Below are 26,849 nucleotides of genomic sequence, written 5' to 3' on the forward strand. Positions count from 1 at the left end.
AGAGTTTTAATGGGAATTATTAATTACATCATCATCAACTGCGCCTGGGAAAATACTAGCTGTGCTAGGTGGAAAAAGTCTGAGAAAGGCTTTACCAATAATCCTTTCTTCCTGCAGGACACCCCACATTCTTGAATCAGAGCTTTCGTCACGGTTGTCTCCCATAACAAAATACTCTCTTGGTCCCAATTCTTCTGTTAGAGAGTTTGGATCACGCATAGACTTGATATAAGGTTCATTTAGGACAAAGCCTTCAGGGTAGTCTTTGTTTTTTATGGTTACCGTTGAACCGTCAATTACTACTGTTTCACCTGGTAACCCGATCACTCTTTTGATAAAGAATTTTGATGGGTCCCTAGGGTAACGAAAGACGATTACGTCACCGCGGTCTGGTTCGTGTAGGTAGTAGCTGACTTGGTCAATTATTAAGTATTCTCCAGTATGAAAAGTTTGTTCCATCGAGGCACCGGAAACTATGAAAGGCTGAGCAATAAACATTCTGATTGGGATGACGATCAGTAGGGCAATTACGGAAAATCTGACAATTTCAACAAATGGATTTTCCTTATGTACAATTTCGGTGGTTTGGTTATTAGATTCAGGATTTTTGTTAGTTTCGTTTTGTGGTGATGGGTTCATACGCGAAATTTTTTACTATTATACTTTAATGAAAAATTAAAAACAAATTTTTCATGATTTTAAAAAGCCCCGCGCCGTAGGCGCGGGGCTTTTTAAAATCATGACCTAATTTTCCAACCTCTTTTAAAGAGTTGAGTAACCAAAATTCCAAGTCCAAGAACTAATCCAGCGATTATAACGATACCAATATTGGTGTTAGCTTCGCTAACACCAATCATGCTATAGCGCACTGCGTCGGCAAAATAAAAGAAGGGATTTAGTTCGGTCATGGTAGCGGCGGTTTCTGGCAGAAATGTAATAGAGTAGAAAATTCCCCCGAGATAAGTAAGGGGAGTGATAACGAAAGTATTAAGAACTTGTAGTTGCTCAAAGTTTTCAGCCCAGAGCGCCACAATGATACCGAGCATAGCAAAAATAGCGGCAATGGCACTGACATATAAAATAAATAAGACAGGATGAAGAAGGGTAACGGCACCAAAAATAAAGCCAACTGCAAGAATAAGAAACGATACTAAAATAGCACGAGTAATGGCACTACCAACAAAACCAATTAGCATTTCGAGGTATGAAAAAGGGGTGATTAGAATCTCTTCAATGCCGCGAGTAAAGCGCATAAAGTAAAGTGAGGAAGAAGAGCTAGCAAAAGCGGAGTTAATGACAGACAGCATCAAAATACCAGGAAATACAAAAGCAATGTACGAAACTCCGGCAATTTCAGTAATCTGTGAACCGATCACGAGGCCAAAGATGAATATATATAAGGCAGCGGAAATCACTGGTGCAGCTAGGGTTTGGATAGCTACCCGAAAAGTACGCTTTACCTCGCGCTCAAACATAGTGAAAAGACCAATCCAATTTGTTTTCATAATTATTCTTTAGTGATTTTTAAATAAGCGTCTTCCAGCTTTTGTCCGTTTTTGATGAAGTTTTCTTTAGTGTCGTGAGCGACTATCTTTCCGTGATTGATGATAGCGATGTCGTTACAAAGGTACTCTATTTCTTCTAGGTAGTGTGAAGTTAAGATGATAGTGGTACCTTTTTCGTTTATTTCTTTCAGGTACGCCCAGAGGTCGTGACGCTGCTTGATGTCGACACCAGCGGTTGGTTCGTCGAGTATCAAGAGTTGTGGTAAGTGAACTAAGGCCCGTCCGAGCATAGTGCGACGCTTTAATCCGCCCGATAACTTCTGAAAGCGTACGTTGCGGTGTTCTTCAAGGTCGAATTGTTTGATAAGTTCGTCGATTCGTGCTTGTCTGGTGCTTTTATCTATACCGTAGTAGCCACCCATAAAGTCCATTAGTTCGGCAGGGGTGGAGAAGATGTCGACATTGAACTCTTGAGGTGAAAGTCCGACTTTGGTACGCGCTAGTTTGTATTCTTTTACCACATCGGTACCGTCAACAAATATTTGCCCGGAAGTAGGTTGAGAGATGCCGGTGATACAGTGAATGGTGGTACTTTTGCCGGCGCCATTTGGCCCCAAAAGACCAAAAAAACTACCTTTTGGGATACTAAGGGAGATATTATCTACCGCCAGCTTGGCTTTGTCACCTTGGCCGTAGGTTTTGACTAAGTTTTCTATTTTGAGAATAGGTTCTGACATAATATTGATAAGAATAACATAACTTAATATGAATAAATAATCATGGCTTTAACTCTGGTTTCATGTACAATAATTCAAATATGCACTACATCGTTGGTTTAGGAAATCCAGGAGAAAAGTATGAAATGACCCGTCATAATGTCGGGTGGTTGGTATTGGATTACTTTATTACCAAGACAGGTCTATCAAGTCCTGTTTCTAATTCTGCGGTGGCGGGACGAATTTCAAACGGGTTTATAGGCGGTAAGGAGGTAACACTTTTGTACCCAGAAACCTTTATGAATAATTCTGGTACAGCAGTCAAAAAGCTGGTGTCGAAAGCAGAAATAGACAAGCTGGTGGTTGTTTATGATGATATTGATTTAGCAGTTGGAGAGGTAAAGGTTTCAGTTGGGAAGGGCGACGGTGGGCATAATGGAATAAAATCGATAATCGGTTTGCTTGGGAGTAAGGATTTTGTGAGGGTGAGGGTTGGTATTGCTCCGGTTAGCTTCTGGACTGGTAAACCAAAACGTCCTACCGGTGGAGCTTTGCCAAAGTTTGTGTTGAAGGAGTTTAGTAAAAAGGAAGCTGAAAAAATAGAAGGAGTGAAGGAAAAAGCTTACACTGCTTTGAAAATAATTATAGAAAGCGGGGTAGAAAAGGCGATGAATGAGGTTAATTGATGTAAGGATATATGGAACAAAACACCCTGCGCCGTAGGCGCGGGGTGTTTTGTTACTCTGATTACTGCATTTACTACGCAGTCTCGTCAGTATTAGCTTCCTTGTATGACAAAGTCATCTTTTGTTCATTTGGTTCAAACAAAGTGATCTTGAATTTGTACACGTTACCAAGTGATAGAGCGCTTTTTAGAGCGGCTTCGTTTTCAAACTCTGATACGTGTACCAAGCCAGCCACACCTTCTTCGATAGAAGCCAGAGCACCGTGTTTGTTGTATTTGATAACAACCGCCTCGACAACCTGGTCTTTTTTGAACTTCTTGCTAGCTTCTGCCCATGGGTTTTCGCGTAGTTGCTTGATGGAAAGTGAAATCTTGTCATCCTTTACCTCTATTACTTTCACTTTTACCTTGTCTCCGACTTTGTATAGGGTGCGAGTGTCTTCAACTAAGCCCCAATCTAGCTCAGAGATGTGTACTAGACCTTCAAGGCCCTGCTCAACTTTCACAAAGATACCGAAGTCTACGGCTCCTGTTACTTCACCGGTTAGGACATCTCCCACTTCATATTTACCAACTTTTTCTTCCTTCTCTTCTTTTTCTTGCAGACCTTTTTCTGAGAAGATTAGCTTGTGTTCCTTTTGGTCAGCAGTGATCATTACTACGCTCAAATGCTTACCAACTAGATTGTTAAGTGAACTTAGGATTTTGTCCTTGTCACCGTCAGATACTCGTGGATAGTTGTCGGCTGAAAGCTGTGAGGCAGGTAAAAAGCCTTGGATACCTTGCCAGTCGATGATAAGGCCACCTTTGTTTGCTTCTTTTACCTCAAGACTCATAACGGTACCGCGCTTAACTGCTTCTTCGGCGTCAGCCCAGATTAGGGCTTGACGAGCCTCCTTAAGTGATAGTTCGATGTATCCATCCTCGTTTTCTGGAGTTACCACCTTAGCTGCTATAGTGTCGCCGATTGATACTTTGCGTAGTACGTCTCGGGCGTTCATGTACTCGCGACCGAAGATAAGACCGGTACCGAAAGGTGGCAAGTCAACATAAACCCTGGCGCGACCAATCGCTGAAACTGTTCCTTCAACTAGCTGCCCTTCTTTTGGAGCGGTAGGAATATTGCTAATAAGTGACTGCATTACACCGGTGTCGGTGCTGGTAGCAGTGATTGTGCTATCTGACATTTTAATTTTTTAAATTATTCCGACGACGCGCGTCTGTACAACCGGTTCTCGAGAGGGCATAGGCACGAAAAATCTTTGATTTTTCGTGCCTATGCCCATGCCGTGTTCTTGAGTACAGGGTTAAACGTGTGCCGTTAGACACTAATAATTACCTCAAAAAGGTTCGACTAATATAGTATGAAAAGTGTTTTATGTCTAGCTTAAATATATAAAGATAAAAGAGACTTTTGCAATTACTACTGCAAAAGTCTCTGATAAATGTCTTGGGTAAAATTACGTCAGACTAGTCACGTCATCTGTGATACTCCAGTATTTGACTCCATTAGGGATTCCGTCTGCGTAGCGTCTATCCTGATCTGTACCAAGACTTCTGCGTAACAAGCTCAGTATGTTATTAACCCAATCTTGAAATTGATCATTCGAAAGATGTGGTAATTCTTCTGTAGTGTTAAAAAATCCTAGTGAAATTCTACGTTTGTGTGGAACTAGGTAGGATAAGACAATTCTGTAATTTCCCTGATCACCAGCCTTTTGAACCTCAAGGTTCTGTTTTGAGCCACTGAGGTGATTATTTAACAATTGAGCCATTTGAATTACTAATTCTTTACTTATTTGTTTTTCGAAAACAATTTCGCCAGCAACTAGGGTAGAAAAAACATCTATTTTACTCATGGTAATCTCCTGTAATGTGGAGGTAGGCATGCCGGATGGTCATGCTTTTGCATTATACATATAATGATTATATATGTCAAGATAATGTACGATCTCACCACCTTTGAGACTCTATCTCATAATGTTCTCTATAATACTCCATGGGCGACAAAAGACCCAGTCCTTCATGCGGTCTCTCATGGTTATACCAATACAACCATTCATTCAGTGAATCATTGAAGTCAGGAATACTATCTCGAAGCAGGGATCGGTGATAAATAATGTGTTCTTCTTGAACGGTACGATTGAATCGCTCTATATAGGCATTCATCTTAGGACAACGTGGATAAGTGTGATAATGGTTGATGTTAAGAGTTAAACAAGCTTCGTGGAAGTATTTAGCGAATTCTGAACCATTATCAGTCTGTATCTCATCTATACTAAAAGGGGTATAGTGTATAAGTTGTTTTAGAAAGTCTCGAGCACTATTTGAAGAATGACTGGTATAAGTACGAGCGTAAGCAAACCGTCTTTCTATGTCTATGGCGGTGAGTATGTACCGTTTAGTGCCATCTATGTGTCTCACGATAGTGTCTATCTCCAAACCTTGTTTTTGTGGTCTTCTTTGTTTTTTAACCTTGGTTTTTCTTTGTTCTTTGTGTGTACCACTCTTAGCGTACCAAGAGAGCTTAACTGGATTCGGTAGTCTACCTAGTTCTTTAAGATCACTGATACAGCGATTAACATAGGAAACTGACACCTTGAATCCTTCCTTCTTCAATAGCGGTACCAGCTTTTTCCCACCAATCCGTGGTCGCTTAGTACGCCAGTTGATAATAGCTTGCTCTAGTGGTGGTGATATCTGTCTCACTCTTCGTTTCTTAGGAGCAGTACTCTTGGGGTCTAGGGCTTGGATATTACCATTACTATCATTTAGTTCTTTTTGCCATCTAAATAAAGTTGGTCTAGATACGCCAAAAGCATCTTTGGTGGTATTAGTACCATGTTTTTGCCAAAACGTGAGTATTTTAACTCTTCTTTCGACCTCCTGTTTGTTTTTCATTGTCTGCCACTTTAGAGCACTATCAGCCGCTTTGGCAAACCCTCTGGTGTTCCTTAAAATGTTATGTATTCTCATTACTCCTTATTTAAGGAGTCTCATATGTATGTGAGATTATTCAGATAAAAATATCTTTATCTGACTAATTTTTATTATATTTCTTTGCCAAAATTCACTAGTCTAGTATGATAGTGGCACTATGGTAATTACACATCACGGAGGGCAGTGCTTTAAAGTTTCGTTTGGCGATACAACTTTAGCTTTTGACCCAATATCCAAGAAATCCAAATTATCGCCGGTTAAGTTTGGTTCAGATATAGCCTTTGTTTCTCTTAACCATCCAAATTTTAACGGCGTTGACCAAGTTACTCATGGTAGCAAAGAACCATTTGTCGTAAATGGTCCAGGTGAATACGAGTTTGGTAATGTAACTGCAAGAGGTTTTGGTACCAAGACTGTTTATGAAAAAGTGGATAGATACAACGTTATTTATCAGGTGCGGTTGGAGGATATAAATATTGTTTTTCTGGGAGCCTTGAGTGTAGCTGAAATTGATCCGAAAATTCTCGGCGAACTAGGTGATGTTGATGTCTTATTTGTACCGATTGGTGGCGGTGATGTTTTGGATGTGCCGCAGGCGTCAAAGTTGGCGGTTAAGCTCGAGGCAAAGCTCATAATACCGATGCATTATGATCAGACCGCTCTCAAAGCCTTTTTGAAAGAAATTGGTGCCGAAGGAGTCAAGCCGGTCGAAAAACTCACGATTAAGAAAAAGGATGTTTCGGCGATGGAAGGGGAAGTTGTGACTTTTAAGATTTAAGGTCTATAGAATTGTTGTTTAGCGTGGTATAAATATTAGATTATGTCTATCTTGGCTCGTTTTTTTCGTTATATGCGCAGGCAGCCTAAGCATGTTAGGAGTAACTACGCCTTAGCGATTGCTACAAGCTTTACCGGTGTGGTAGCTCTGGTGTGGTTTGTGACCTCGATCAACCAAGGAATGGTAAGTAGCGCTGAATATGCTAAAAGTGAAGGTAATTCACCGTTTCATAATCTACTTGAGCAGTCAAAAGAGCAATTTGCGAATGTTAAAGAAGCTTTTAAGACTAGTGAAGCCAAGGAAGAGGTTGTGGCAGAACGGTCTACTGCTGAGTCAGGTGACAATCAGCTCGATATAACCCTAAATCAGGAAGACTTGGACATCGCTCGATCCAAAACAGAACAAGCCGACGAATATGCAGCTAGTGCTACAAATACTTCAAGCATGACTGGGATAGCTTCCAGTTCGGGAACTGTGAAAAATGAGTCAGTAAATCAGCCGGCCTATCGGGAAGTGCAGATTATGACCACTTCTGGTAATCAAAATCAGAAGACTCCAAACTCTACTACTCCAGCCGAAGGTTCGTTTTAGAGTAGAAAAAGATATGTTATACTCTCTTATTGTTTAATATTCCTGCTATAATTTAGTTAACTTATGCCGAAAAAGACAATTGCTGCTGAAACACCAGAATCGCCACGAGGGATTGTGACACAAAACATCACCAGTGAAATGGAGAATGCGTACCTCGATTACGCTATGTCGGTGATCACGCAGAGAGCACTACCTGATGTGCGTGACGGTCTTAAGCCGGTACATCGTCGCATTCTCTACTCAATGCGTCTCAATGGTCTTACGGCTAGCGCTAAATTCAAAAAATCAGCTACGGTAGTGGGAGATGTGCTTGGTAGTTTTCATCCGCATGGTGACTCTTCAGTGTACGAAGCAATGGTTAAGTTGGCTCAGGATTTTGCTACCCGATATCCGCTGGTTTTGGGACAGGGAAACTTTGGTTCAATTGATGGTGATTCTCCAGCAGCCTATCGTTATACGGAGGCTAAAATGTCCAAGTTGGCTGAGGAGATGCTTCGTGATTTAGAAAAAGATACTGTCGATTGGCGACCCAACTTTGATGGTACTAAAAAAGAACCAATAGTTTTGCCGGCTGCGGTACCAAACCTGCTTTTGATGGGATCGCTTGGTATTGCGGTGGGTATGGCGACTAATATTCCGCCGCACAATCTCCGTGAAGTGGCAAGTGCGGTAGCTCATCTGATTGATGATCCTGAAGCTTCAACTGATGATCTTTTGAAGCATATTAAGGGTCCTGATTTCCCGGTTGGAGCGGTAGCCTTTAATCAAAAGGATATTGCGCACGCTTATGCCAATGGTAAAGGGGGTGTGACGGTGCGGGGAGAGGCGGAGATTGTCGAAGATAAGCGTGGTGCCTTTTCAATCGTGATTACTTCTATCCCGTATCGTGTAAATAAGGCTGATTTGCAGGTTAAAATTGCTGATTTGGTGCGTGATAAGAAGATTGATGGTATTCGCGATATGCGCGATGAGTCGACTTCTGACATTAGAATAGTGATTGATTTAAAGACGGGAGCACAGCCGCAAACTGTTCTAAACAAACTCTACAAACACACTCAGCTTGAAGACACTTTCCACTACAATATGGTGGCCTTGGTTGATGGTATTCCACAGACCCTATCATTAAAAGCAATTCTTCAAGAATATGTTAAGCATCGAGCTGAAGTAATTCGCCGTCGTACCGCCTATGATCTTGGTAAGGCTCGGGATCGTGAGCATATTTTGCTTGGTTTAAAGAAGGCTTTGGATCATATTGATAAGATCATTAAATTGATACGGGCGGCTAAAGATGTGCCGACTGCCCACGCAGCTTTGATGAAAGAGTTTAAGTTTTCCGCTATTCAGGCACAGGCTATTTTGGATATGCGACTCCAAAAGTTGGCTGGACTGGAGCGTAAGAAGATTGAGGATGAACTAAAAGCTATTCAGAAACTAATTAAGGAGCTTGAGGCAATCCTAAAAAGTAAGGCTAGGATGATGAAGATAGTCAAAGACGAATTGATGGAAATTTCGGACAAATACGGGGATGATAGGCGAACCAAGATTATTAAAGGCGGGGTAAAACAATTATCACAGGAAGATCTGGTTCCGGATGATGAGAGTGTATTGGTTTTGACTGCGGGTGGGTATGTAAAACGCACTAATCCTGATGAATATCGTACGCAAAAGCGTGGCGGGGTTGGGGTGGTAGATTTAAATACCAAAGAAGAGGATGTTGTTACGACACTACTCACCACTTCAACTCATAGTGATTTGTTGTTCTTTACTGATAAAGGTAAGGTCTATCAGAGCAAAATGTACGAAATTCCTGAAGGTCGCAGGGCTACTAAAGGTAAGTCAATAATGAACTTTCTATCCATGGCAGCTGATGAACGCATCACTTCTGTTTTGCCGGTACGTAAAGACGAGTGGGCTGGTGAATGGAATCTAATTATGGCGACGAAAAACGGCGTGGTAAAGAAAAGTGACGCCGGTGCCTTTAAAGATGTGAGACGAAGTGGCTTGATTGCGATTACTCTCAAGGACGATGATTCATTGATTGCAACAAAATTTGTTGGTAAGGGTGATGAATTATCGTTGGTTACACTTAAGGGGCAATCAATTCGCTTTAAAGAATCTGATGTTCGTCAGATGGGGCGAACCGCTGCTGGTGTAACAGCAATGAAGCTCGGCAAAGGTGATATTATCGTGTCAGCTGATGTGATAAAGAAAGGGGAGAAGGATTCAGAGATTTTAATGGTGACTGAGCATGGTTACGGTAAGACTACACCTACTAAAGAATATAAAGTTCAAAAGCGTGGCGGGTCCGGTATCAAGACAGCTAAGGTGACCGACAAGACAGGCCTTATCGTGGCTGGAATTGTTTTGCGTAAAGAAGAAAGAGTGGAAGGTGAATTGGTGATTATGAGCCGAAAAGGACAGGTTATAAAATTGCCTCTCAAAGACGTGCCAACTCTAGGACGCCAGACACAAGGGGTACGGGTAATGAAGATGCGCGAGGGTGACGCGATTGCTAGTGTGGTGTTTGTTTAGATAGAGCACTGTTGAGTAAAAAGGGCGGCACCGTAGGTGCCGCCCTTTTTACTCAACAACCAGCTATTTCCCTATGTCTCTATATGTATTACAATAATCACAAGTATGAATTTTGTTACACTAGGACGTTTTGTAGTGCCAGAGGTAGTGGCTACTCATTTCAATATTAAGCCCGGTGATAATGTGGCTGACTTTGGGGCCGGTAGTGGTTTTTATCTTAAGATTTTGTCCAACAGTGTTGATGACGGAAAGGTCTATGCTATTGATATTCAAAAACAATTAGTTGAAAAATTAGGCGAATACATCAGAATAAACAATCTACCCAATGTCCATCCTTTGTGGTGTGATCTGGAAGAAGAGGGGGGAATTAAGTTACCGGACGATGCTCTGGACGCTGGTATTCTAGTAAATACGTTATTTCAATTTGAGCAAAAAGAAGCAGCAATAGCCGAAATAAGTCGAGTCATAAAGCGTGGCGGACTTTTACATATTATTGATTGGTCGGAATCGTTTGGCGGGTTGGGTCCACAGCCAAATGATGTGATTACCAAAGATGATACGGTCGCTCTCTTAGAAGCCAATGGTTTTTTGTTGGAATCAGAATTTCCAGCCGGAGACCATCACTATGGTGTCACTTTTAGAAAATTATGAAATTACGTCCTTTTGAATTAGGTTTGATTATAGTGTTTGCAGTTTTGTTATTGGGTTCAATAGTTTTGTTGCGAACGTATGATATTGGTGACGAACCAACGGATCCAGCCTTAACCACCGGAGTAACGGTCTGGGGTACTTTACCGGCAGACACATTTGAGAGGATATTACTTGACCTGGCTGGACAGAATGATGTTTATCGGAACGTTACATATCGTTATGTACGTGAAGAGGATTTTGATAATGAGTTGTTGAACGCCTTAGCTGACCAACAGTCACCCGATATGGTGCTTATGTCTAGCGAAAAATTGGTTGAGCATAGAAACCGCTTATTCCCTATATCTTATGAAACTTTTCCTGAGCGTGATTTTAGGAACCTATATGTTGATGGAGCCTCAGTCTTTGCACTAGATAATGGTATATACGGTTTTCCGATTGCGGTTGATCCACTGGTTATGTATTGGAATCGAGATATATTTTCCAGTAATGGGTTTCTTACCCCACCTACTACATGGGAGGATTTGGTAAATAATATAGCTCCAGTTATAACTGAGAGAGATTTCAATCGCAACATTGACCGAGCGACCGTCGCTATGGGTGATTTTAATAACGTCAAAAATGCTTTTCCAGTCATATCTATGCTTTTGGCTCAGGCTGGTAGCAAGTTTGCCATACCGAAAGGTAATTTGTATACATTAGATTTAAATATTCGTTTAGATGGTTCAACCGGAGCGTTTACCAACACCCTTACTTTTTATAGTAATTTTAGCAATATAAATAATACCCTGTATAGTTGGAACCGCTCCTTACCACTTGATCGCGATATGTTTTTAAGCGAGGATCTAGCTCTGTATTTTGGTTACGGCAGTGAAGCTCGTGATCTGGAGGCAAAGAACCCTAACCTAAGTTTCGATATAGCTGAAGTTCCCCAGGCGCAAGACGCAAGTAACAAGCGAACTTATGGTAAATATTACGGCTTCTTTATACTAAAGGCAGCGCCAAACAAGGCTGGAGCTTACTCAGTAATACAAACTTTAAGTCAGCCTGCTTTTGCCAAACGCATAGCTGACACTAATAACTTGGCGCCTGTACACCGTAGTTTACTGCAACAAGGTAGTAACGATGTCTATGGTCGGGTTATTTATAGTTCTGCATTTAACACCAAAGCTTGGCTTAACCCCGATCTTGATCGTTTAGATGATGTGTTTACAAAAGCTTTGGAGGATATTAGTGCAAATCGCCGTGATATAAACAGTGTGGTGGGGGATACTAATATTCGTCTGCGGCAGATTTATTAATTTTGTATTATGTCAACAATAATCAGTCTAAATAGAATAAAATTTACTGCATTGTTATTTGTTTCTTCCTTCCTGGAGGTTACTTATGTTCAGGCGGCTGCGCCTGGTGTCGGTGCTACACAAGTTACCTTAGAAAATCCTCTAAATGTAGATTCTATTGAAGAGTTATTACAACTGATATTACAAATAGTTATAACTATTGCCACCCCGATAGTTATATTCTTTATCATCTACGCTGGCTTTCTATATGTAACGGCTAAGGGTAATGCAGAGCAGACTCAAAAAGCGACCAGAGCCCTCACTTACGCCATAATCGGTGGGGTTTTGATAATCGGTGCGGTAGTGATTGCGGGTATAATTAAAAACCTAGTCCTGTCATTCCAATAGTTAATTTATTTTCATAGCCTATGCCAACAACCCCTCCGTCCACTTTTAGTGAATTAGTAAATATATTTATAGGCCTAATAAACATATTAATTCCCACTATATTAGCAATTATTTTTCTTTTTTTAGTTTGGAAGATAATTGATGCTTGGGTAATTAACGCTGGTGATGAGAAGAAGCGAGAGGAAGGTAAAACTTTAGCCGTTATAGCAGTAATTGTGTTCGTCTTGATATTGACTACTTGGGGTATTGTGGCGATGTTAAGACAATCTCTTTTTGGCATCTAATTTAGTGCTTATAGTTTTATACACAGTTTACGAAATTGACCTAGTAATATTAGTAAAAAAGGTTATAATTTTTCCAGGTCTTATTAGTTTTAGATAATATTAATAATTATATATATGCAACGTTTTAAATTATTCGCGAGTTCTGCAGCTATGTTTGCATTGCCATTAGCTTTTGCGTCAGCGCAGGGTGGTTTAGCAACAGATGGTACAGGCGGTCCGTTTGAGCTTCTATTGGCTAACATTCTAACTTTCACGAACGCTGTTCTTATCCCATTCATCATTGGTATTGGGTTCTTAGTCTTTGTCTGGGGAATGTTCCAATACTTTATTGCTGGTGGTGCTAATGATGAATCTAAGGAAAAGGGTAAGAGTCTTATGATTTGGGCCACTCTAGGCTTTGTTCTTATCATCATCTTCTGGGGTGTTGTTAACTTGCTTACACAAAGTACAGGTTTGCAGGACAACGACATTCTGTCTGTACCAACTGTTCTAGAGTTGTAAGAGTTGGTTTAGTGTTTGCATTACACACAACAAAAGGGCCCTTAGGGCCTTTTGTTGTGTGTAACTGTCTAAAACCAGAGGGATTTGTAGTACAATAATTTAGTCTATGTCACCTCAACAAAAAGTAGCCGAAGAGACAGGAGATTTCGTCAATAAACTCAATGACATAATACTTTTTCCTTTAATTGCTCTTTTGTCAGCTATTGCCTTTTTGGTTTTTATTTATGGCTTGGCTGTTTATGTATTTAATAGCAACAACGAAACTGCCAGATCAGAAGGGAAGAAGCATATCATGTATGGCATTATAGGGTTGGTTGTTATGATTTCTGCCTACACACTTCTGTCGATAGCTTCTAATACCTTTGGCATGAATAGGCAGCTCGACTGCGCTGATAACTTCCAACCTGGTTGTGAAGAGGTGTTTAAGGTTAAGACTGAGTAATGTATTTGTATAAAAAAGGACCACCTTCCTGATGCTTGATCTGGTTGGTGGTCCGTTTGCTAAGAACATGGATTTTTGTGTAGGCTTCCCAAACGCAGGGTTACCTGTAGTCTTACCCACATCGTTCCGTTGTCGGTTAATTTCCTAAACGAGTCTGGAGCGATGCGCCATTGTATAACTGGGCTTCGAGGCGTGTTTATTTGTTCAAACATAACTTCAAAGGGCAATTTTTTAGGCTCCAATACCTTATCGCATGCCCAAAAAGCCAAGACCTCATTAGGTCGTCTTTTCATGTGCTCTGGTCCTGGAGTTGGTACACGAACTTCCACTATTTTGTTGATAGGTACTGCGTAAGTTTCTGTGTCGCCATCTTTTCCGTTGATAAACTTAAAAACAACTGGCTCAGTATCAATTGAGACGGTTTCTTTGTTATCACCGCTGTCTTTGTAATAAATGGAGTAAGCTATACTAAGTATAATTCCACATAGTACAAGTACGATAACCCAGAACAAAGCCCAACTCACCGAAAGAGAACCTTTGTTTTTCCACCATCCGTAGATGATGGAAATAACCCACAGAGCAACGACAATTTTCAGTATCCATAGTACAGTACCTGTCCATTCACCTAAGTATGTGCTTAGGTATGCACCTGGTTGTGAAGTGGTAAAGTCACCAAAAAAAGATAATAAAGAAGAAATATTTATGTCGTCATAAAAAATCCACACTACGATTAATAAAAGTGCCAAAAACTCTGGTAGAAGATAGGGTTTATTTTTTGTCCAAACCCCAACGTTCTTAGTTGAGTTACTTACGGCACTTGTGTTATTGGGTTGTGTGTAGATAATATATATGACTATTATTGTGAGAACAATAACAGCTGCTATCTCTGGCCAATAGCCCATTTCTTACCTCCAATTGATTAAAATATTATTAAACAACAATTTATTAAAATTATACATAAAAATATATAAATGTCAAATAAAAGAACCGCTTTGACACTAAATGTCAAAGCGGTCAAATAGCAGATTGAATCTATCCACTTTTATTTCTATTTTTTGTTTCCAGCAAAATTGCTTTTCGTATAGTATCTGCTTCTTCATCTTTATTATCTTTACCAGATGTATTGATACTAACGATAGCACCTTCTGGAGCAGCTTGTACTGTACGAATTGTAGACTCTCTTTGGTATACCATCTTACCTTCTTCCGTTTTTATGGCTTCTGTAATCCTTTTTGTTGCTTCAGCTTCAGCTTCAGCTTGAGTTGTACGGCTTTTAGCATCTGCTTCTGCTTTAGCTACGGCAGATAAAGCTTCAGCAAGTTTTGGGTCTAGTATATCTTGGTCATATATGGCTGCATATTCTAAATACATGCCTATTTCCCTAAGTATTGGAACTCCACTTTCACTTTTGAAGTTTAAGCTTTCGGCACCTCTTGCTAGACTTTCTTTGAGCTTTTCTTGGTCACCTAAGGCTATTAACGCATCGCTAAGTTCAGTTTTATGTTCTGACATTAGTGTTTCTTGGTATGTTTTGCTCATGTAAAAATTTCTAGCAATACCTTGTGTTAAACTAGAGATTCTTGTATACCAACTTTCGCCTGGTGATACTGCAAAGGCTGCTAACCATGGGTTTGTAACTTTTGCTATGATGTGTATAGTTACTTTCATTTTAACATTATCCCGCGTCTCTACAATAGGAACTATCACAAAGACATCAAATGGCATAACTCTTAAATGATTACTGTAGCCACTAGATTGAACTATTTCACCTTTTTCTAACTTCAAATAGTCTAGTTTATAGATCCTGGGAGCCCTCCATGGAGGGGGTCCTGCGAAAATCATGCTGTTTGTTTTAAATACTATAACCTTACTAAGCCACCATAGATATCTCACTGTGAAAAAGGGGATCATGTATATATCCCATTTAGGAAGTGGAAATATGGAAGTGATACCATAATTATCCTCTGGAATTACGTTATACTCTTTACCTGCCTTAAGTGTGTCAGGTAGATCGCTAACATCCTCCTTTGGAACACCCAATGTGTGGCCTTGGTAGTTCATTATAAACATCACAGGCCTATCATCTTTGACTAAGATTACGGCTAGTCCGGGTGTAAAACCTATATACCAGCCCTTTTTCTCGTTGGGTATTATTCTACCATCTTCCCCTTTAGTATAAGGTTCAGCTTTTAGGTATGGAGCAAAAATCATTGCTAATACAGTGATGCCACCGATTACATAAATAGGTAGTTTTATATACCAAATAATCAGGAATTCAATTATCCATTCCATGACAAACTCCTTTTTAAAGATCTGAAAACGTGAATATTCTGATAAAAAATCAGTTTAATCACACAAAATTTTGCGACTTATACAATACCACAAAATACATGAAAAATCAAGGATTTGCGTGCGGAGGTGGTTTGGTGTGAGGTGTGGGAGGTGTAAGGGGGTGCAAAACCGTAGGTTTTGCACCGTATATTCATTTTCTCTTAACCTAATCTCCCTATGGTTTTTTTTGGCCTTGGCTGACTTTATTAGGTCAACTGTGCTAACTAAAATCAAGAAAAGTAAAGACAATAACGGAGTGGCGACCTTAAAGAGGAGCGATGAGCGACGGGAAAAGGTCGTTCCTCGGTTATTTTCTATAGAGATAAATTAGTCATGTGTGTCAGTTGCTAAGTTGCGCTTGGTTGGTCTCTCTGGTACCATTTTGCTACTTAAATTGAAACTATGAAAAAGACATCTATCAAACGTGATTTACGCTCGAGAGAAGAAAAGCGTCAGGCGGTGTTGGCTGATAAGCGACCGCGTACCACCGTCTCTTTTTACCGCTATGTAAAAATTGCTGACCCTGAAGCCTTTCGTGAACGATTGCTCGAAAAATGGTCAGAATTGGATTGTTTGGGGCGTGTTTATGTGGCTTACGAGGGTATCAATGCGCAGATGAATGTACCGACCGAAAATTGGTACAAGTTTGATAAATGGGTACAAGATCAACCCGAGCTGACTGGAGTGCCATATAAGATAGCTGTAGAAGAGGGAAAGAGTTCTTCTTTCTATAAACTCACTATTAAAGTACGACCAAAAATTGTGGCAGATGGTCTCGATGATGGAACTTTTGATGTAACCAACACTGGAGAATATTTGACCGCCAAAGAGATGAATGAATACATAGAAGATCCAGATGCGGTAATTATTGATATGCGCAATGCTTATGAAAGTGAGATTGGTCACTTTGACCGCGCAATTACACCAGACGTTGATACTTTCCGTGAAGAATTGGCGGTTACGCCAGAGCTCCTGGCTGAGCATAAGGATAAAAAAGTGGCTCTGTACTGTACTGGAGGGATTCGCTGTGAGAAGGCAAGTGCCTGGCTAAAACACAAAGGTTTCAAGAATGTAAAGCATCTAAAGGGAGGAGTTATTGACTACAAGCACCAGGTAGAAGAGGAAGGTTTGGAAAATAAATTCCGAGGTAAAAACTTTGTGTTTGACGAGCGTCTCGGAGAGCGGATAGGTGACGAAGTTATTTCACATTGTCATCTCTGTCAAAAGAATAAAAGTGATACTCACTATCACTGCCAGAATCAGATTTGTCACGTACTCTACTTGGGCTGTGATGATTGTATGGAAAAGTACGACGGTTATTGCTCTCGTTGGTGTCAGGTTACCGACAAACTACCAGCTGGTTTCAAAAAAACCTTTGCTCGCTACTACAACCAATACTTCCGCGGTAAGCAATTCAAAAAAGCCCGCCTACGCTCAGTTTAAAATTTTTATTCATACACCACCCCCGAGGTCTTTCCTCGGGGGGTGGTGTATTTTTATAATGCGTTATAATGAGCGAATGAATAATTTAAGTACAGATACAGAAAAGTGGGCTAAAGAATTAGAAGTGGCAAAAGGGATTGCATATGAGGCTGGTGAGATAATGCGAAAGTATTTTGATGGAGATCAACAGCTAGAGAAAAAAGAGGACGGATCTCCGGTGACTATTGCGGATAAAGAGATAAATTCAATGGTAATTAAAAGTTTGTCTGAGAAATTTCCAGAGGATGGAGTGGTTGGTGAGGAAGAGAGTACCGCTGAGTACGGTGAGGGGCGCAGATGGATTTGTGACCCAATAGACGGAACATGGGCTTTTATTACTGGAGTCCCTACCTGTATGTTTTCGCTGGCTTTAGTAGAAGACGGTGTGCCTGTGGTGGGTGTGGCGTATGATCCTTTTTTGGATAGGTTGTATTATGCCACTATACATAGCGGTGCTTACTGCAATGATACGAAGATATATGTTTCGGATAGAAAGCTTGAAGACGGGGTTATTGCCATAGCTGACAGTTTGAGTAAAATCAGGAAGAGCAAGTTTTCCTACTTGGATAATATATTATCTAGAAATTTAAAGACTGTTCCTCTAAATGGAGCTGTTTATAAGGGTTGCCTGGTTGCTACAGGGAGGTTAGTTGGTTATCTTAGTGAATACATAAATACTCACGATGTTGCAGCGGCACACTTGATTACTGAGGAGGCTGGTGGGAAGGTAACTTCTTTTTCTGGTGACAAGTTGGACTATAAAAAGTCATTTAAAGGAGCGGTGTTTTCAAATAAAGTAACGCACCAAGATATATTAGATCTCCTTAAAGACTGATTTCCATCTCTTGCTTATCTTGTATAATGAAAACAATGAAGACCAAATATAAAAAATATCTTGACTATATTGAGGAAAACCAAAAAGACTTAACTTTTTATTTACCGGAGGATAAGGGTATACACCTTGGTTTACCAAATCCTTTTATTGCTCCCTCGGCCGCTTCTGGAATTTATGAAAATGATCAGTTCTATTGGGATAGTTATTTTATAATTCTTGGTCTTTTAGAAACCGACCAAGTGGAAATGGCAAAGGGTATGACTAATAACTTAGTATATTTATGCAATCGTTTTGGAATTGTGCCGTCACGTAATCGCTACTACAACCTTGGTACCTCGCAACCACCTTTTTTGAGCTCTATGATTATGGCAGTGTACGAGAAGACCAAAGACAAAGCTTGGTTAGAATATGTAGCTAAAGTGGCGGAAAAAGAATTGAAATATTGGGTTGATGGAAAAAGAGTGCACAAGGTGCATAAAGGCTTGTCTCGTTATTGTGATCACTTACATACTGATGATACTGCGGAGCACGAGTCCGGTTGGGATATGACTTCACGTTTTGAAAAACGGTGTTTAGACTTTTTGCCGGTAGATTTAAATAGTCTTCTCTACAAATATGAAAATGATTTATCGCAAATGTACAAAATACTAAAAGATAAGGATAAAGCGGTTAAGTACAAAGAGAAAGCGAAAAATAGAAAAGAGACTGTAGATAAGCTAATGTGGAATAATGAAAAGGGCTTTTTCTTTGATTATGATTATGTAAACAAGAGGCAAAGTGATTTTTGGGCTATCTCTGGCTTTTATCCTTTGTGGACAGGTTTGGCTAGTAAAGCTCAGGCGAAGAAGATGTTGGAAAATATTAAAGTATTTGAATGTGAAGGGGGGTTAGCCAGTACGCAAAGAGAAAACTTGGCTGGGGATTATAAGCAGTGGGATTATCCCAACGGCTGGGCTAACCAACAATGGATTGTGATTAAAGGTCTTTTAAACTATGGTTTTAAGGATGAGGCTAAAAGACTGACCGATAAATGGCTTGAAACAAATCGCAAGGTTTTTGATAAAACCGGTACTTTTTGGGAGAAGTATAATGTAGTGACGGTGGGTGTAGGTAAGAGTGGTCGGTATCCTACTCAAGAAGGTTTTGGTTGGACTGATGCGGTGTTTGTGAAATTGGTAGGGGAGTTTGATAAGTAAAATGAGTAAAGGATATAGGTTTGGTGGTTTTGATGTGACTAATAGCGTGTTTGCTGAGTCTAATGGTTATTTGGCAATGTATAATATAGCGCCTATAGTGCTAGGACATGTGCTTATTGTCCCTGAAAAACTAGTTGCATCACTTAACGATTTGTCAGAAGATGAACTCGCTTCCTTCTTTTCTTTTTCTCGCAAAGTTACTAAGTTTGTTGTAAGAGAGTTTAAAGCAACTGGTTTTGATTGGACGATTCAAGATGGTGTATCAGCGGGGCAGACTGTGTCACATTTACATCTTCATATAATACCGAGAGTAGAGGGAGATTTTGAGAGTCCAGGGGATTGGTATCCGGCATTTAAAAAGTCGGTTGAGGAAAATATTGATTCAGAAAAGAGGGAGAGGTTCAGTGAGGAGGAGATGAAAAAGGTGGTTTCTTCGTTGTGCGAACGATGGAATAAACTTGAATCACTTATCTAAATCAAGTATTGATTCATTTACATACCCTTTATATCTTTCTTTTTCCTCTTCAGGTAATTCACTATAGCTTAGAACTTTTCCTCGACAGCTCTTTCTTCCACATAAACATTTTCTGTCTTTCCAAGATACCTCACCTTGAGTTGGGTGTATAAAAGTCGGTACAATCATAGCATAATCAATAGTCACTTCCTCGTCCTTAGCTATATCTCGCATGGCTACAAAAAGAGTTCTGTCTTTGATTCCCATATTTGGTTCGCAGGAGTGACATATAAATTGAGAGAGATTACCTTCGGGTATTTGTGGATCTATAAAAAGAAATTCATTAGCATTTTTATTGTAATCAACTAGTATTGTGTATAGTGTTGCGTATTTTACTACGGGTCCATATGGTATAAATATCAAATCTCCTTTCTTGAAATCACGTTTTGCATAAAGACTCATTCCGTATATTCCAGTATCTTTTGCGTATATATTGTCTTCTGTCTTATACATATTTTCATTTTTTTATGTTAAAAAATTTTTCTATATCAATTTCTTTTAGGTTATAGAGTTTATTTTCGTCTGCATCGTAAAAATGGTTTTGGTATCTATTTTTCTCATCGTCAAGATTAAAAATATTTTTTTGCATAAGATAAGTTTCTGTTGCTAGTGGTTTACCTGGATATGCTTCCAGAACCCATTGTTCATGGTTGTTTATTATTTTGTTTTCAAAAGAAACAATTCTTTTTTTAATTAGGTATAAAAAAAGCGATTCTTCCAAAATAAAGTGTGCTTGTTCTTGGGTAAAATCCTTACCGGAATCAAAAGCAATACATTTTTGCAAAAATCTGTCGTTCTCGTATGTTTCAAGGACTTTTTGCCAGTAACCCAAAAAAATATCAGAAAAGTCTATCATTGCTTGTCCGTATGTTTTGAAAGTGAAAAAATCTGAAACCCAAGCTGTATCCTTTTTTAAAATATTTAAAAGGCCGTTTCTATGCTGTGTCATCAGTGCTAAATAGCGTGAACGTAAATCTTTAGGACTCTCTTTGGCTGTAAGTAGATATAAATAATCACCGTACAATACCGTTACACCAACTCCTGAAGTCTTTACTATTTTTGAGTCCAAGTGTTGTAGGTACTTAAAACAATTCTCTGCACTTTGAGCATTACTAATTCTACTTAAAGATATAGGTAGAAACAGCATTCCTCTTTCTTGTGGGAGTCGGGAAATGTCGTGAAATAAATTTGCTTCCATAAAATTATTACTAAGATAACATAAAGTGATTAAATAGACATCTTGATAATAATACAAAAACCGCCCGACTAATCGTCGAGCTGATTTTTGTACTAGTGCGCGGGATAGGACTTGATTCTTATAGAATCTGTACAGGTTGTCGATATTTTCTTGCAAGTATTCAGAAAATATCTGACTAACCTTCTTAAACAATTATTAAGAATTGTTTAAGCCCCCACAGATTGCTTATTGTCCCTGTGCTTTATAAAAAACGAACACCGTGCGCGGGAGAGGACTTGGTCACCTCGCTAAGTATTTTTGTTCGCCTTAATCGGCTCCAAAAAGTACTAAGCTCCTCGACCCCAGCTATTTTAATTCTCCAAGTATTCGAATTAAAATTACGCTTTTCAAGTCCTCAGTATCCTTGCAACAAGTATAATAAAAACCAGCAATAAGCTGGTTCCTATTATACTAGTGCGCGGGAGAGGACTTGAACCTCCACAGATTGCTCTATTAGTTCCTAAGACTAACGCGTCTACCAATTTCGCCACCCGCGCATTTGGGATGTAGGGGAGAGTATATCATGAAATTAAGATTTGTCTAAATCTTATGGTTTTTTTGGGTTTATTTGTAGGAGATTACTGTAAGATCGTTTTTCCATTTTCTTTATCAAAAAGAAAGTTTATTACGATGTAGGCTAACCCTCCAATTTTAACAAGATGTTCCAATACAAAAGCAAAAACTAGTCTCTCATCAGAAAAACCAAAGCCTTTAAACTCAAATCCTAAAAGAAGAATAAGTATGGAATCAAATAATATTACAAATAATATGGCAACAAGTAACCAAAATGACCACTTTTTTCTCATTGAGTTTATGTCTTGTTCTCTTTCGCGTTGTATCTCTGCAAGGTGTTTTATATTTTCTTGTTCGTCTCTTTGTTTTCTAGTGTCGGTGGCTATAAAATCAACCAAGACGTCAGGACGTTCTTTGAAAGCGTCTAAGAGCTCGTTACGCTTGTTTTTATCCATCGTAGTCTATATTTCATTACTTCATTTGATACTCCAAACATTTTTGCAAGTATTTGGTAGTCACTTTCGTTCAAGTCATATTTTTCCATTGTGTGTGTTAACATTTTTTCAGGAACAAGCAAATTTGCTGCAAAACAATTTGCTTCTTGTTCAAGAGGGTCTTTATCTATTGGGGTTGCAAAACGATAAAGTACATCAAATTCAGATGGTTTATGTTTAAGTTCCATATGTCCTAATTCGTGAGCTATAGTAAACATTCTTCTTGATGGAGAATCGTCAAAGTTTACATATATAGTTTTTGTATTTGGATCATAAAAGCCTGACACTTTATTTAGGTTATCATCGTGGTTAGGTTTAAAATATTTAATAGTCACACCTTCTCTCTGTGCTATTTCTTCTACAGGTACTATCGGTTCTTCAATATTGAAGTTTTCTAATAGGTTAGCCGCAACCTGCTCCGCTTTTTTGTAATCAGGTTTATACATAAATATAGTTTTATTATATCAATATTATAGAAAAAATATCGACACACTGTATGTTTATGGTAATAAATATATTGGGTTTTGTTCGCACTAGTAATTGCTGTAAAAAAGCATACTAACTCCAAAAGCAGTAAATACAGCTCCTCCAAAAACAACAGACAAGGTGTCCTCATTAAATATACCAAAGAAAGTCAGTAGCAAACCAAATATGATTGAAATAGTATATATGATTTTCATACTTTATTATGTGCGCCTTCAAGGGCTCGAACCTTGGACCGTCTCCTTAAGAGGGAGCTGCTCTACCAACTGAGCTAAAGGCGCCTGTGTGCCGAGAAGTTTACAATAAATTTATGATTTAAACAAGGATGAAATGAAAATATACTAGAAGTATCTAGTATATTTTCATTTGTGCCGAGGGCGGGACTTGGTCACTCTCATGGATATTTATTTCGTCTTCGACTCATAAATATCTCATTCGCCCGACCCGGACTCGCTGCTTCGTCGCGCATGGAAGGCGCTCCTCAGATCGCTCGTCTTTCAATTCCTGTCATCTTAACTACATAAATTAAAGGATAACAACAAGAAGTTGTTATCCTTTAATTTTGTGCCGAGGGCGGGAATTGAACATTACATGTTCAGTACAGGTTGTCGATATTTTACTCCAAGTATTCGTAAAATATCTGACTAACCTCTTCAATTCCCTAGGGCAAAATAAAAATACCACTAGAAGTATCTAGCAGTATTTTTACTTGTGCCGAGGGCGGGAATTGAACCCGCACGCCGTTTGAAAGGCAAGGGATTTTAAGTCCCTCGTGTCTACCGATTCCACCACCTCGGCATGTTTTTATTTTGTTTTCAAACTCTATCTAAGTGAGATAGATTGATTACTCGGAACTTAAACAATTCCCTGTAAAAGTGTCTCCCAGACACTTTTACCTACCAATTCCATTTGTATTAACTTTTGAATCTTTGAAAGTTAATAACGGGAATCGGTCACACTCATGGATATTTATTTCGTCTTCGACTCATAAATATCTCATTCGCCCGACCCGGACTCGCTGCTTCGTCGCGCATGGAAGGCGCTCCTCACATCGCTCGTCTTTCGATTCCCGCCCAGGACTCACGAATTTGCGCCTCCTCGGAGGTGATGCAAATTCGTGAGTCCTGGGCGGGAATCGAACCCGCGCATGGCGGTTTTGCAGACCGCAGCGTTACCACTTCGCCACCAGGACTAAAAATGTATCCACTACTTTAGCATTATTGTGAAGGTAAGAAAAGTATAATATTTGGTTTATGATTCATCTTCCTCAATCTTCCGAGCAATCTCATCAATATCTTGGCGGTGGCGTTCGCCATAATCAACACTAAACTCTAGAAAAGGGATGATTTTAAGGTTACTTTTCTTTTTGATATAGCTTCTTAGGTCACTACCGGTGCGTTTTAGGAATATCAGCGCGTCTTCTTCGCGACCGTCTGGTATAGTGGTGAAGAAGATGGTCATACGACGATAGTCAGGCGAAGAGCTTACTCTGGTGACGGTTATTAAGGGGTCGGTATTAGCTTCGTGCTGGATATAACTAGCGGCCAGCTCTCTGACTAATGATTCTACTCTTTGGTGTCGATCGGACATGGTGGTAATAGTTAAGATTAGGTAATGACAAGATCGTATGGTTCTAGATAGTCGCCGGGTGCGATGTCAGCTTTGGTCTCAAGTTGCATACCAAATTCTCCTTCGTCGATCTTCTGTACGTCGGATTTTTGTTGCTGTAGGTTTTTGATAGTTCCTTTACCTACTTCTATGTCACGGCGGACAATGCGGACTTTTTGTCCCAGCTTTATATGTCCTTCTTCTACTCGACCACCAAGCACATGGGTGTTTTTCTGAGTACTGAAGTGTTTTAGTACTTTTACTTTTCCAGTGAAGACTTGTTCCTCCATCTTTGGAGTACGGTTTTTAAGGGCGGTGTTTAACCAGTCTGAGAGTTCATAAATAATGTCAAAAGTATCAATCTCTACTCCTAGACGCTCAGCCAGATCGGCCGCTTGTCGCTCTACTTTTACGCCAAAACCGACAATAATAGCATCTTTGGTGGCACTTACGTTTTGTACGTCATTGGCGCTAATATCACCTACGCCAGTATCTATTATTCGGACACTGATGCGTTCTGAGGTAAATTTGCTAAGTTCATGTTCGATAGCGTCAATAGCCCCGATGTTTCCGGCTTTGATAAGAATCGGAATGGTTGGTAGAGATGATTTGTGTGGCGCTGTTGTTTCTTTGCTTGTTTCTTTGGTAACAGCCGCCTCGGCTTCCTTTTTGTTTTTAACAGTGAAAAAAGTGGTGCCAACCGGTGGGACTTTATTGAAACCAACGATCCCAACTGGTGTAGATAAACCAGCTTCTTTGATAGATTTGCCTAGGTGGTCCTCCATTATCCTAACTGGCGCAAAAGCGTCTCCTGCCACTACAAAAGACCCGCTTTTTAAAACCCCGTCTTTGATGATGAGAGTAGCTGTGTTACCACGTTTTGGATCAACGTTACCTTCAATCACTTGACCGGTAGCAGGAGAGTTGGTGTCACCGGTGATTTCGATCAGGTCAGTCGCTAGGATAACTAGATCAAGTAAATCATCAACTCCTTCGCCAGTCTTAGCAGAAATACCGACCCAAGGAATATCGCCACCCATGCCTTCTATGTAGATTTCGTTTTCGATCAAACTGGTTTGGGTACGAGTAACATCTGCACCTGGTTTATCGATCTTGTTTATCGCTACTACAAAAGGAATATCAGCTTGTTTGATTGATTCTAGGGCCTCTAGGGTCTGTGGCTTTACTCCGTCTTCAGCGGATACGACCAAAATCGCTACATCAGCTACGTCAGCACCACGCAAACGCATTTTTTGGAAGGCTTCATGACCGGGAGTATCAAGAAAGGTCATGGCTTCTTCGTTACCTTCTTTGGTTTTGTGAGTCACTACATAGGCTGAAAGGTGCTGGGTAATTCCACCAGCTTCTTTGTCTACAGTGTTACTCTTTCGAATATAATCAAGCAGGGTGGACTTGCCGTGGTCGATATGACCCATTACCACTACGACCGGCGGGCGCTTGATTACATTTGATGTGTTGGCTTTGGTATTTTTCATAATAATAAATGTATAGTAAAAACGCCTTTAGAGGCGTAGCTAATAACTAAAAGTACAGGGAGTATAGCAGAGATTTACATATTTTTCACCTTATGTCATGATTTTGTCATGAATAAGTCAGAAACCACTAAAAAGAGGATTTATTTGGATAATGCCGCTGCTACTCGTGTAAGGAAGGAGGTGTTGGAATCAATGATGTCGTTTTTGACGGAGGATTTTGGTAATGCTAGTTCTATTCATGCGGAGGGCGTGCGCGCCTCGCGAGCAGTAGACGAAGCCAGAGTCTCGGTGGCGCGCACGCTTGAGATCAAACCCGAAGGAATAGTTTTTACCGGTAACGGTACCGAAAGTAACAACTTGGCTATTTTAGGTTACATCAAACATTTACATCTAGACAAAAATGTACCATATGAAGAGATGGAGGTGGTGACTACCAGAATAGAACATCCTTCAATTAGCGAAGTGATGAAAGAGCTTGAGAGTCTGGGGGTGGCGGTGCGGTATGTAAAAGTGAATGAAGAGGGAATTATTACTCTGCTGGCTCTACAGGAGGCTTTGTCTAACAAAACCGTGTTAGTCACTTTTGCTTACGCCAACAGTGAGGTGGGTACAGTACAGCCAGTACATAGACTAGTGCGAGCGATTCGTAAGTATGAGGAGGGGGTTGGTCATGAAATAGTTGTGCATCTAGACGCTGCGCAAGCGCCGCTCTGGCTACCGTGTGCTTTTAAACAACTTGGAGTCGATATGATGGCGCTTGATGCGGGGAAATGCCATGGTCCGAAAGGGGTAGGACTCTTGGCTATGCGAAAAGTGATAGCACTTCGGCCGATTATATTTGGCGGTGGTCAAGAAGGCGGTTTGCGACCTGGTACCGAGAATGTAGCGGGGATAGTAGGTATGGCAAAGGCTCTAGAGCTGGCTCAAGCTGATTATAAGGAAAGAGTGGAAAAAGTAGCAGGACTTCGCGATGAAACGATAAAACTCTTAGAAGAGAAAGTGGTAGGTGTGGTCTTGAATGGTGCTGTAGGTGAGAGTAGGTTAGCTAATAATATAAATATTTCACTCCCGGGATTTGATACCGAGTACGCGGTAGTGTATATGGATGCGCAGGGGATAGCTGCTAGCACCAAAAGCGCATGCGCGGGAGCGGGCGGCGGCGAGAGTGCGGTGGTAAAAGAACTGACCGCTGACGCCGCCCGCTCCCGCTCCACCATCCGCTTTTCATTAGGTGAAGATACGACTATGGAAGATTTGGAGTACGTAGTAGATGCTTTAGTAAAGTTTTGCGACCGGATGAGGGGTTGATTTATGTTTTATTTTAGCTATATTTAAACAAGCATAGATGTG

General features: G+C 40.2%; 30 protein-coding genes and 4 tRNA genes. 15 read left to right on the forward strand and 19 right to left on the reverse strand.

Translation table 11 applies throughout. The features are described 5' to 3' along the window. Positions 1-6: 6 nt before the first annotated feature. The 3 genes from lepB to H6779_04635 form a co-directional block, all read right to left on the reverse strand. Complete coding sequence (gene lepB, locus H6779_04625; GenBank protein USN87658.1) at positions 7-639, reverse strand: signal peptidase I; 633 nt, start codon at positions 637-639, stop codon at positions 7-9. 98 nt (positions 640-737) lie between these two features. Continuing rightward, the gene (locus tag H6779_04630; GenBank protein USN87659.1) at positions 738-1,505 is read right to left on the reverse strand and encodes an ABC transporter permease; all 768 of its coding nucleotides are present in this window, start codon (positions 1,503-1,505) and stop codon (positions 738-740) included. A gap of 2 nt (positions 1,506-1,507) precedes the next feature. Further along, the gene (locus H6779_04635; GenBank protein ID USN87660.1) at positions 1,508-2,242 is read right to left on the reverse strand and encodes an ABC transporter ATP-binding protein; all 735 of its coding nucleotides are present in this window, start codon (positions 2,240-2,242) and stop codon (positions 1,508-1,510) included. A 62-nt stretch (positions 2,243-2,304) separates the two neighbouring features. On the opposite strand from H6779_04635, the gene H6779_04640 reads away from it, so the two are divergent. Continuing rightward, on the forward strand, positions 2,305-2,907 hold the full coding sequence (locus tag H6779_04640) for an aminoacyl-tRNA hydrolase (GenBank protein USN87661.1): 603 nt from the start codon (positions 2,305-2,307) through the stop codon (positions 2,905-2,907). Positions 2,908-2,980: 73 nt separating this feature from the next. Here H6779_04640 and H6779_04645 read toward each other — a convergent pair whose 3' ends face one another. From H6779_04645 to H6779_04655, 3 genes are all read right to left on the reverse strand, one after another. Next, entirely contained in the window at positions 2,981-4,093 is a 1,113-nt protein-coding gene (locus H6779_04645; GenBank protein ID USN87662.1) for a S1 RNA-binding domain-containing protein, read from the reverse strand. A gap of 273 nt (positions 4,094-4,366) precedes the next feature. Further along, positions 4,367-4,765 carry a hypothetical protein gene (locus H6779_04650; GenBank protein USN87663.1) on the reverse strand — a complete coding sequence of 133 codons (399 nt, stop codon included), beginning with the start codon at positions 4,763-4,765 and terminating at the stop codon, positions 4,367-4,369. Positions 4,766-4,859: 94 nt separating this feature from the next. After that, positions 4,860-5,882 (reverse strand): transposase, encoded by a 1,023-nt coding sequence (locus H6779_04655; GenBank protein USN87664.1) that lies wholly within the window; start codon positions 5,880-5,882, stop codon positions 4,860-4,862. Positions 5,883-6,003: 121 nt separating this feature from the next. Here H6779_04655 and H6779_04660 point away from each other — a divergent pair, with 121 nt between their 5' ends. From H6779_04660 to H6779_04700, 9 genes are all read left to right on the forward strand, one after another. Next, positions 6,004-6,624, forward strand: a complete 621-nt coding sequence (locus tag H6779_04660; protein USN87665.1) for an MBL fold metallo-hydrolase — start codon at positions 6,004-6,006, stop codon at positions 6,622-6,624. Between the two features lie 42 nt (positions 6,625-6,666). Next, positions 6,667-7,215 (forward strand): hypothetical protein, encoded by a 549-nt coding sequence (locus tag H6779_04665; protein ID USN87666.1) that lies wholly within the window; start codon positions 6,667-6,669, stop codon positions 7,213-7,215. Between the two features lie 63 nt (positions 7,216-7,278). Further along, a complete protein-coding gene (gene gyrA / locus H6779_04670) occupies positions 7,279-9,747 on the forward strand; it encodes a DNA gyrase subunit A (protein USN87667.1) in 2,469 nt (822 codons plus the stop codon). Positions 9,748-9,852: 105 nt separating this feature from the next. Then, positions 9,853-10,398, forward strand: coding sequence for a methyltransferase domain-containing protein (locus H6779_04675; GenBank protein USN87668.1), 546 nt, complete (start codon positions 9,853-9,855; stop codon positions 10,396-10,398). After that, positions 10,395-11,696 carry a carbohydrate ABC transporter substrate-binding protein gene (locus H6779_04680; protein USN87669.1) on the forward strand — a complete coding sequence of 434 codons (1,302 nt, stop codon included), beginning with the start codon at positions 10,395-10,397 and terminating at the stop codon, positions 11,694-11,696. The genes H6779_04675 and H6779_04680 overlap by 4 nt, the downstream gene beginning before the upstream one ends. A gap of 9 nt (positions 11,697-11,705) precedes the next feature. Then, the gene (locus H6779_04685; GenBank protein ID USN87670.1) at positions 11,706-12,083 is read left to right on the forward strand and encodes a hypothetical protein; all 378 of its coding nucleotides are present in this window, start codon (positions 11,706-11,708) and stop codon (positions 12,081-12,083) included. A gap of 20 nt (positions 12,084-12,103) precedes the next feature. Further along, positions 12,104-12,367: a hypothetical protein gene (locus tag H6779_04690; GenBank protein USN87671.1), complete on the forward strand. Its 264-nt coding sequence runs from the start codon at positions 12,104-12,106 to the stop codon at positions 12,365-12,367. Between the two features lie 114 nt (positions 12,368-12,481). Beyond that, on the forward strand, positions 12,482-12,868 hold the full coding sequence (locus tag H6779_04695; GenBank protein ID USN87672.1) for a hypothetical protein: 387 nt from the start codon (positions 12,482-12,484) through the stop codon (positions 12,866-12,868). A gap of 106 nt (positions 12,869-12,974) precedes the next feature. Further along, a complete protein-coding gene (locus H6779_04700; GenBank protein ID USN87673.1) occupies positions 12,975-13,310 on the forward strand; it encodes a hypothetical protein in 336 nt (111 codons plus the stop codon). 59 nt (positions 13,311-13,369) lie between these two features. Here H6779_04700 and H6779_04705 read toward each other — a convergent pair whose 3' ends face one another. Together H6779_04705 and H6779_04710 are read right to left on the reverse strand one after the other, a co-directional pair. After that, complete coding sequence (locus H6779_04705) at positions 13,370-14,212, reverse strand: hypothetical protein (protein USN87674.1); 843 nt, start codon at positions 14,210-14,212, stop codon at positions 13,370-13,372. A 130-nt stretch (positions 14,213-14,342) separates the two neighbouring features. Further along, positions 14,343-15,602 (reverse strand): hypothetical protein, encoded by a 1,260-nt coding sequence (locus H6779_04710; GenBank protein USN87675.1) that lies wholly within the window; start codon positions 15,600-15,602, stop codon positions 14,343-14,345. A gap of 441 nt (positions 15,603-16,043) precedes the next feature. Here H6779_04710 and H6779_04715 point away from each other — a divergent pair, with 441 nt between their 5' ends. The 4 genes from H6779_04715 to H6779_04730 all read left to right on the forward strand — a co-directional run bounded on the left by H6779_04715 (position 16,044) and on the right by H6779_04730 (position 19,629). Further along, positions 16,044-17,084 carry a rhodanese-related sulfurtransferase gene (locus tag H6779_04715; GenBank protein USN87676.1) on the forward strand — a complete coding sequence of 347 codons (1,041 nt, stop codon included), beginning with the start codon at positions 16,044-16,046 and terminating at the stop codon, positions 17,082-17,084. 76 nt (positions 17,085-17,160) lie between these two features. Continuing rightward, the gene (locus tag H6779_04720) at positions 17,161-17,958 is read left to right on the forward strand and encodes an inositol monophosphatase (GenBank protein USN87677.1); all 798 of its coding nucleotides are present in this window, start codon (positions 17,161-17,163) and stop codon (positions 17,956-17,958) included. 35 nt (positions 17,959-17,993) lie between these two features. Continuing rightward, on the forward strand, positions 17,994-19,154 hold the full coding sequence (locus H6779_04725) for an alpha,alpha-trehalase (GenBank protein ID USN87678.1): 1,161 nt from the start codon (positions 17,994-17,996) through the stop codon (positions 19,152-19,154). Between the two features lies 1 nt (position 19,155). After that, positions 19,156-19,629, forward strand: coding sequence for an HIT family protein (locus H6779_04730; protein USN87679.1), 474 nt, complete (start codon positions 19,156-19,158; stop codon positions 19,627-19,629). Here H6779_04730 and H6779_04735 read toward each other — a convergent pair. The 11 genes from H6779_04735 to infB form a co-directional block, all read right to left on the reverse strand. Further along, complete coding sequence (locus H6779_04735) at positions 19,618-20,121, reverse strand: SET domain-containing protein-lysine N-methyltransferase (GenBank protein USN87680.1); 504 nt, start codon at positions 20,119-20,121, stop codon at positions 19,618-19,620. The genes H6779_04730 and H6779_04735 overlap by 12 nt on opposite strands. A gap of 4 nt (positions 20,122-20,125) precedes the next feature. After that, positions 20,126-20,866 carry a hypothetical protein gene (locus H6779_04740; GenBank protein ID USN87681.1) on the reverse strand — a complete coding sequence of 247 codons (741 nt, stop codon included), beginning with the start codon at positions 20,864-20,866 and terminating at the stop codon, positions 20,126-20,128. Positions 20,867-21,320: 454 nt separating this feature from the next. Continuing rightward, positions 21,321-21,402, reverse strand: a tRNA-Leu gene (locus tag H6779_04745). Positions 21,403-21,483: 81 nt separating this feature from the next. Continuing rightward, positions 21,484-21,873, reverse strand: coding sequence for a hypothetical protein (locus tag H6779_04750; protein USN87682.1), 390 nt, complete (start codon positions 21,871-21,873; stop codon positions 21,484-21,486). Then, a complete protein-coding gene (locus tag H6779_04755) occupies positions 21,843-22,358 on the reverse strand; it encodes an ImmA/IrrE family metallo-endopeptidase (protein USN87683.1) in 516 nt (171 codons plus the stop codon). The genes H6779_04750 and H6779_04755 overlap by 31 nt, the downstream gene beginning before the upstream one ends. Before the next feature lie 87 nt (positions 22,359-22,445). Continuing rightward, positions 22,446-22,592: a hypothetical protein gene (locus tag H6779_04760; protein ID USN87684.1), complete on the reverse strand. Its 147-nt coding sequence runs from the start codon at positions 22,590-22,592 to the stop codon at positions 22,446-22,448. 11 nt (positions 22,593-22,603) lie between these two features. Continuing rightward, a tRNA-Lys gene (locus tag H6779_04765) sits at positions 22,604-22,676 on the reverse strand. A 431-nt stretch (positions 22,677-23,107) separates the two neighbouring features. Further along, positions 23,108-23,193, reverse strand: a tRNA-Leu gene (locus H6779_04770). 322 nt (positions 23,194-23,515) lie between these two features. Further along, positions 23,516-23,587, reverse strand: a tRNA-Cys gene (locus tag H6779_04775). Between the two features lie 59 nt (positions 23,588-23,646). After that, on the reverse strand, positions 23,647-23,985 hold the full coding sequence (locus tag H6779_04780; protein USN87685.1) for a ribosome-binding factor A: 339 nt from the start codon (positions 23,983-23,985) through the stop codon (positions 23,647-23,649). Between the two features lie 17 nt (positions 23,986-24,002). Next, positions 24,003-25,499, reverse strand: a complete 1,497-nt coding sequence (infB, locus tag H6779_04785; GenBank protein USN87686.1) for a translation initiation factor IF-2 — start codon at positions 25,497-25,499, stop codon at positions 24,003-24,005. Positions 25,500-25,607: 108 nt separating this feature from the next. Here infB and H6779_04790 point away from each other — a divergent pair, with 108 nt between their 5' ends. After that, positions 25,608-26,807: a cysteine desulfurase gene (locus H6779_04790; GenBank protein ID USN87687.1), complete on the forward strand. Its 1,200-nt coding sequence runs from the start codon at positions 25,608-25,610 to the stop codon at positions 26,805-26,807. The last annotated feature ends 42 nt before the right edge of the window (positions 26,808-26,849 follow it).

Source organism: Candidatus Nomurabacteria bacterium (genome assembly GCA_023898525.1).
In the GTDB taxonomy this organism is placed as follows: domain Bacteria; phylum Patescibacteriota; class Minisyncoccia; order Phycocordibacterales; family UBA918; genus OLB19.

Bases quoted from the DNA above. Each gene is read 5' to 3' on its own strand.
- H6779_04755 (USN87683.1), bottom strand. From the start codon at position 22,358: ATGTATAAACCTGATTACAAAAAAGCGGAGCAGGTTGCGGCTAACCTA.
- H6779_04780 (USN87685.1), bottom strand. From the start codon at position 23,985: ATGTCCGATCGACACCAAAGAGTAGAATCATTAGTCAGAGAGCTGGCC.
- H6779_04695 (USN87672.1), top strand. From the start codon at position 12,482: ATGCAACGTTTTAAATTATTCGCGAGTTCTGCAGCTATGTTTGCATTG.
- H6779_04710 (USN87675.1), bottom strand. From the start codon at position 15,602: ATGGAATGGATAATTGAATTCCTGATTATTTGGTATATAAAACTACCT.
- H6779_04725 (USN87678.1), top strand. From the start codon at position 17,994: ATGAAGACCAAATATAAAAAATATCTTGACTATATTGAGGAAAACCAA.
- H6779_04750 (USN87682.1), bottom strand. From the start codon at position 21,873: ATGGATAAAAACAAGCGTAACGAGCTCTTAGACGCTTTCAAAGAACGT.
- H6779_04760 (USN87684.1), bottom strand. From the start codon at position 22,592: ATGAAAATCATATATACTATTTCAATCATATTTGGTTTGCTACTGACT.
- H6779_04740 (USN87681.1), bottom strand. From the start codon at position 20,866: ATGGAAGCAAATTTATTTCACGACATTTCCCGACTCCCACAAGAAAGA.
- H6779_04685 (USN87670.1), top strand. From the start codon at position 11,706: ATGTCAACAATAATCAGTCTAAATAGAATAAAATTTACTGCATTGTTA.
- H6779_04630 (USN87659.1), bottom strand. From the start codon at position 1,505: ATGAAAACAAATTGGATTGGTCTTTTCACTATGTTTGAGCGCGAGGTA.
- H6779_04715 (USN87676.1), top strand. From the start codon at position 16,044: ATGAAAAAGACATCTATCAAACGTGATTTACGCTCGAGAGAAGAAAAG.
- H6779_04690 (USN87671.1), top strand. From the start codon at position 12,104: ATGCCAACAACCCCTCCGTCCACTTTTAGTGAATTAGTAAATATATTT.
- H6779_04660 (USN87665.1), top strand. From the start codon at position 6,004: ATGGTAATTACACATCACGGAGGGCAGTGCTTTAAAGTTTCGTTTGGC.
- H6779_04675 (USN87668.1), top strand. From the start codon at position 9,853: ATGAATTTTGTTACACTAGGACGTTTTGTAGTGCCAGAGGTAGTGGCT.
- lepB (USN87658.1), bottom strand. From the start codon at position 639: ATGAACCCATCACCACAAAACGAAACTAACAAAAATCCTGAATCTAAT.
- H6779_04680 (USN87669.1), top strand. From the start codon at position 10,395: ATGAAATTACGTCCTTTTGAATTAGGTTTGATTATAGTGTTTGCAGTT.
- H6779_04705 (USN87674.1), bottom strand. From the start codon at position 14,212: ATGGGCTATTGGCCAGAGATAGCAGCTGTTATTGTTCTCACAATAATA.
- H6779_04790 (USN87687.1), top strand. From the start codon at position 25,608: ATGAATAAGTCAGAAACCACTAAAAAGAGGATTTATTTGGATAATGCC.
- H6779_04730 (USN87679.1), top strand. From the start codon at position 19,156: ATGAGTAAAGGATATAGGTTTGGTGGTTTTGATGTGACTAATAGCGTG.
- H6779_04650 (USN87663.1), bottom strand. From the start codon at position 4,765: ATGAGTAAAATAGATGTTTTTTCTACCCTAGTTGCTGGCGAAATTGTT.
- H6779_04645 (USN87662.1), bottom strand. From the start codon at position 4,093: ATGTCAGATAGCACAATCACTGCTACCAGCACCGACACCGGTGTAATG.
- infB (USN87686.1), bottom strand. From the start codon at position 25,499: ATGAAAAATACCAAAGCCAACACATCAAATGTAATCAAGCGCCCGCCG.
- H6779_04640 (USN87661.1), top strand. From the start codon at position 2,305: ATGTACAATAATTCAAATATGCACTACATCGTTGGTTTAGGAAATCCA.
- H6779_04665 (USN87666.1), top strand. From the start codon at position 6,667: ATGTCTATCTTGGCTCGTTTTTTTCGTTATATGCGCAGGCAGCCTAAG.
- H6779_04635 (USN87660.1), bottom strand. From the start codon at position 2,242: ATGTCAGAACCTATTCTCAAAATAGAAAACTTAGTCAAAACCTACGGC.
- H6779_04700 (USN87673.1), top strand. From the start codon at position 12,975: ATGTCACCTCAACAAAAAGTAGCCGAAGAGACAGGAGATTTCGTCAAT.
- H6779_04735 (USN87680.1), bottom strand. From the start codon at position 20,121: ATGTATAAGACAGAAGACAATATATACGCAAAAGATACTGGAATATAC.
- H6779_04655 (USN87664.1), bottom strand. From the start codon at position 5,882: ATGAGAATACATAACATTTTAAGGAACACCAGAGGGTTTGCCAAAGCG.
- H6779_04720 (USN87677.1), top strand. From the start codon at position 17,161: ATGAATAATTTAAGTACAGATACAGAAAAGTGGGCTAAAGAATTAGAA.
- gyrA (USN87667.1), top strand. From the start codon at position 7,279: ATGCCGAAAAAGACAATTGCTGCTGAAACACCAGAATCGCCACGAGGG.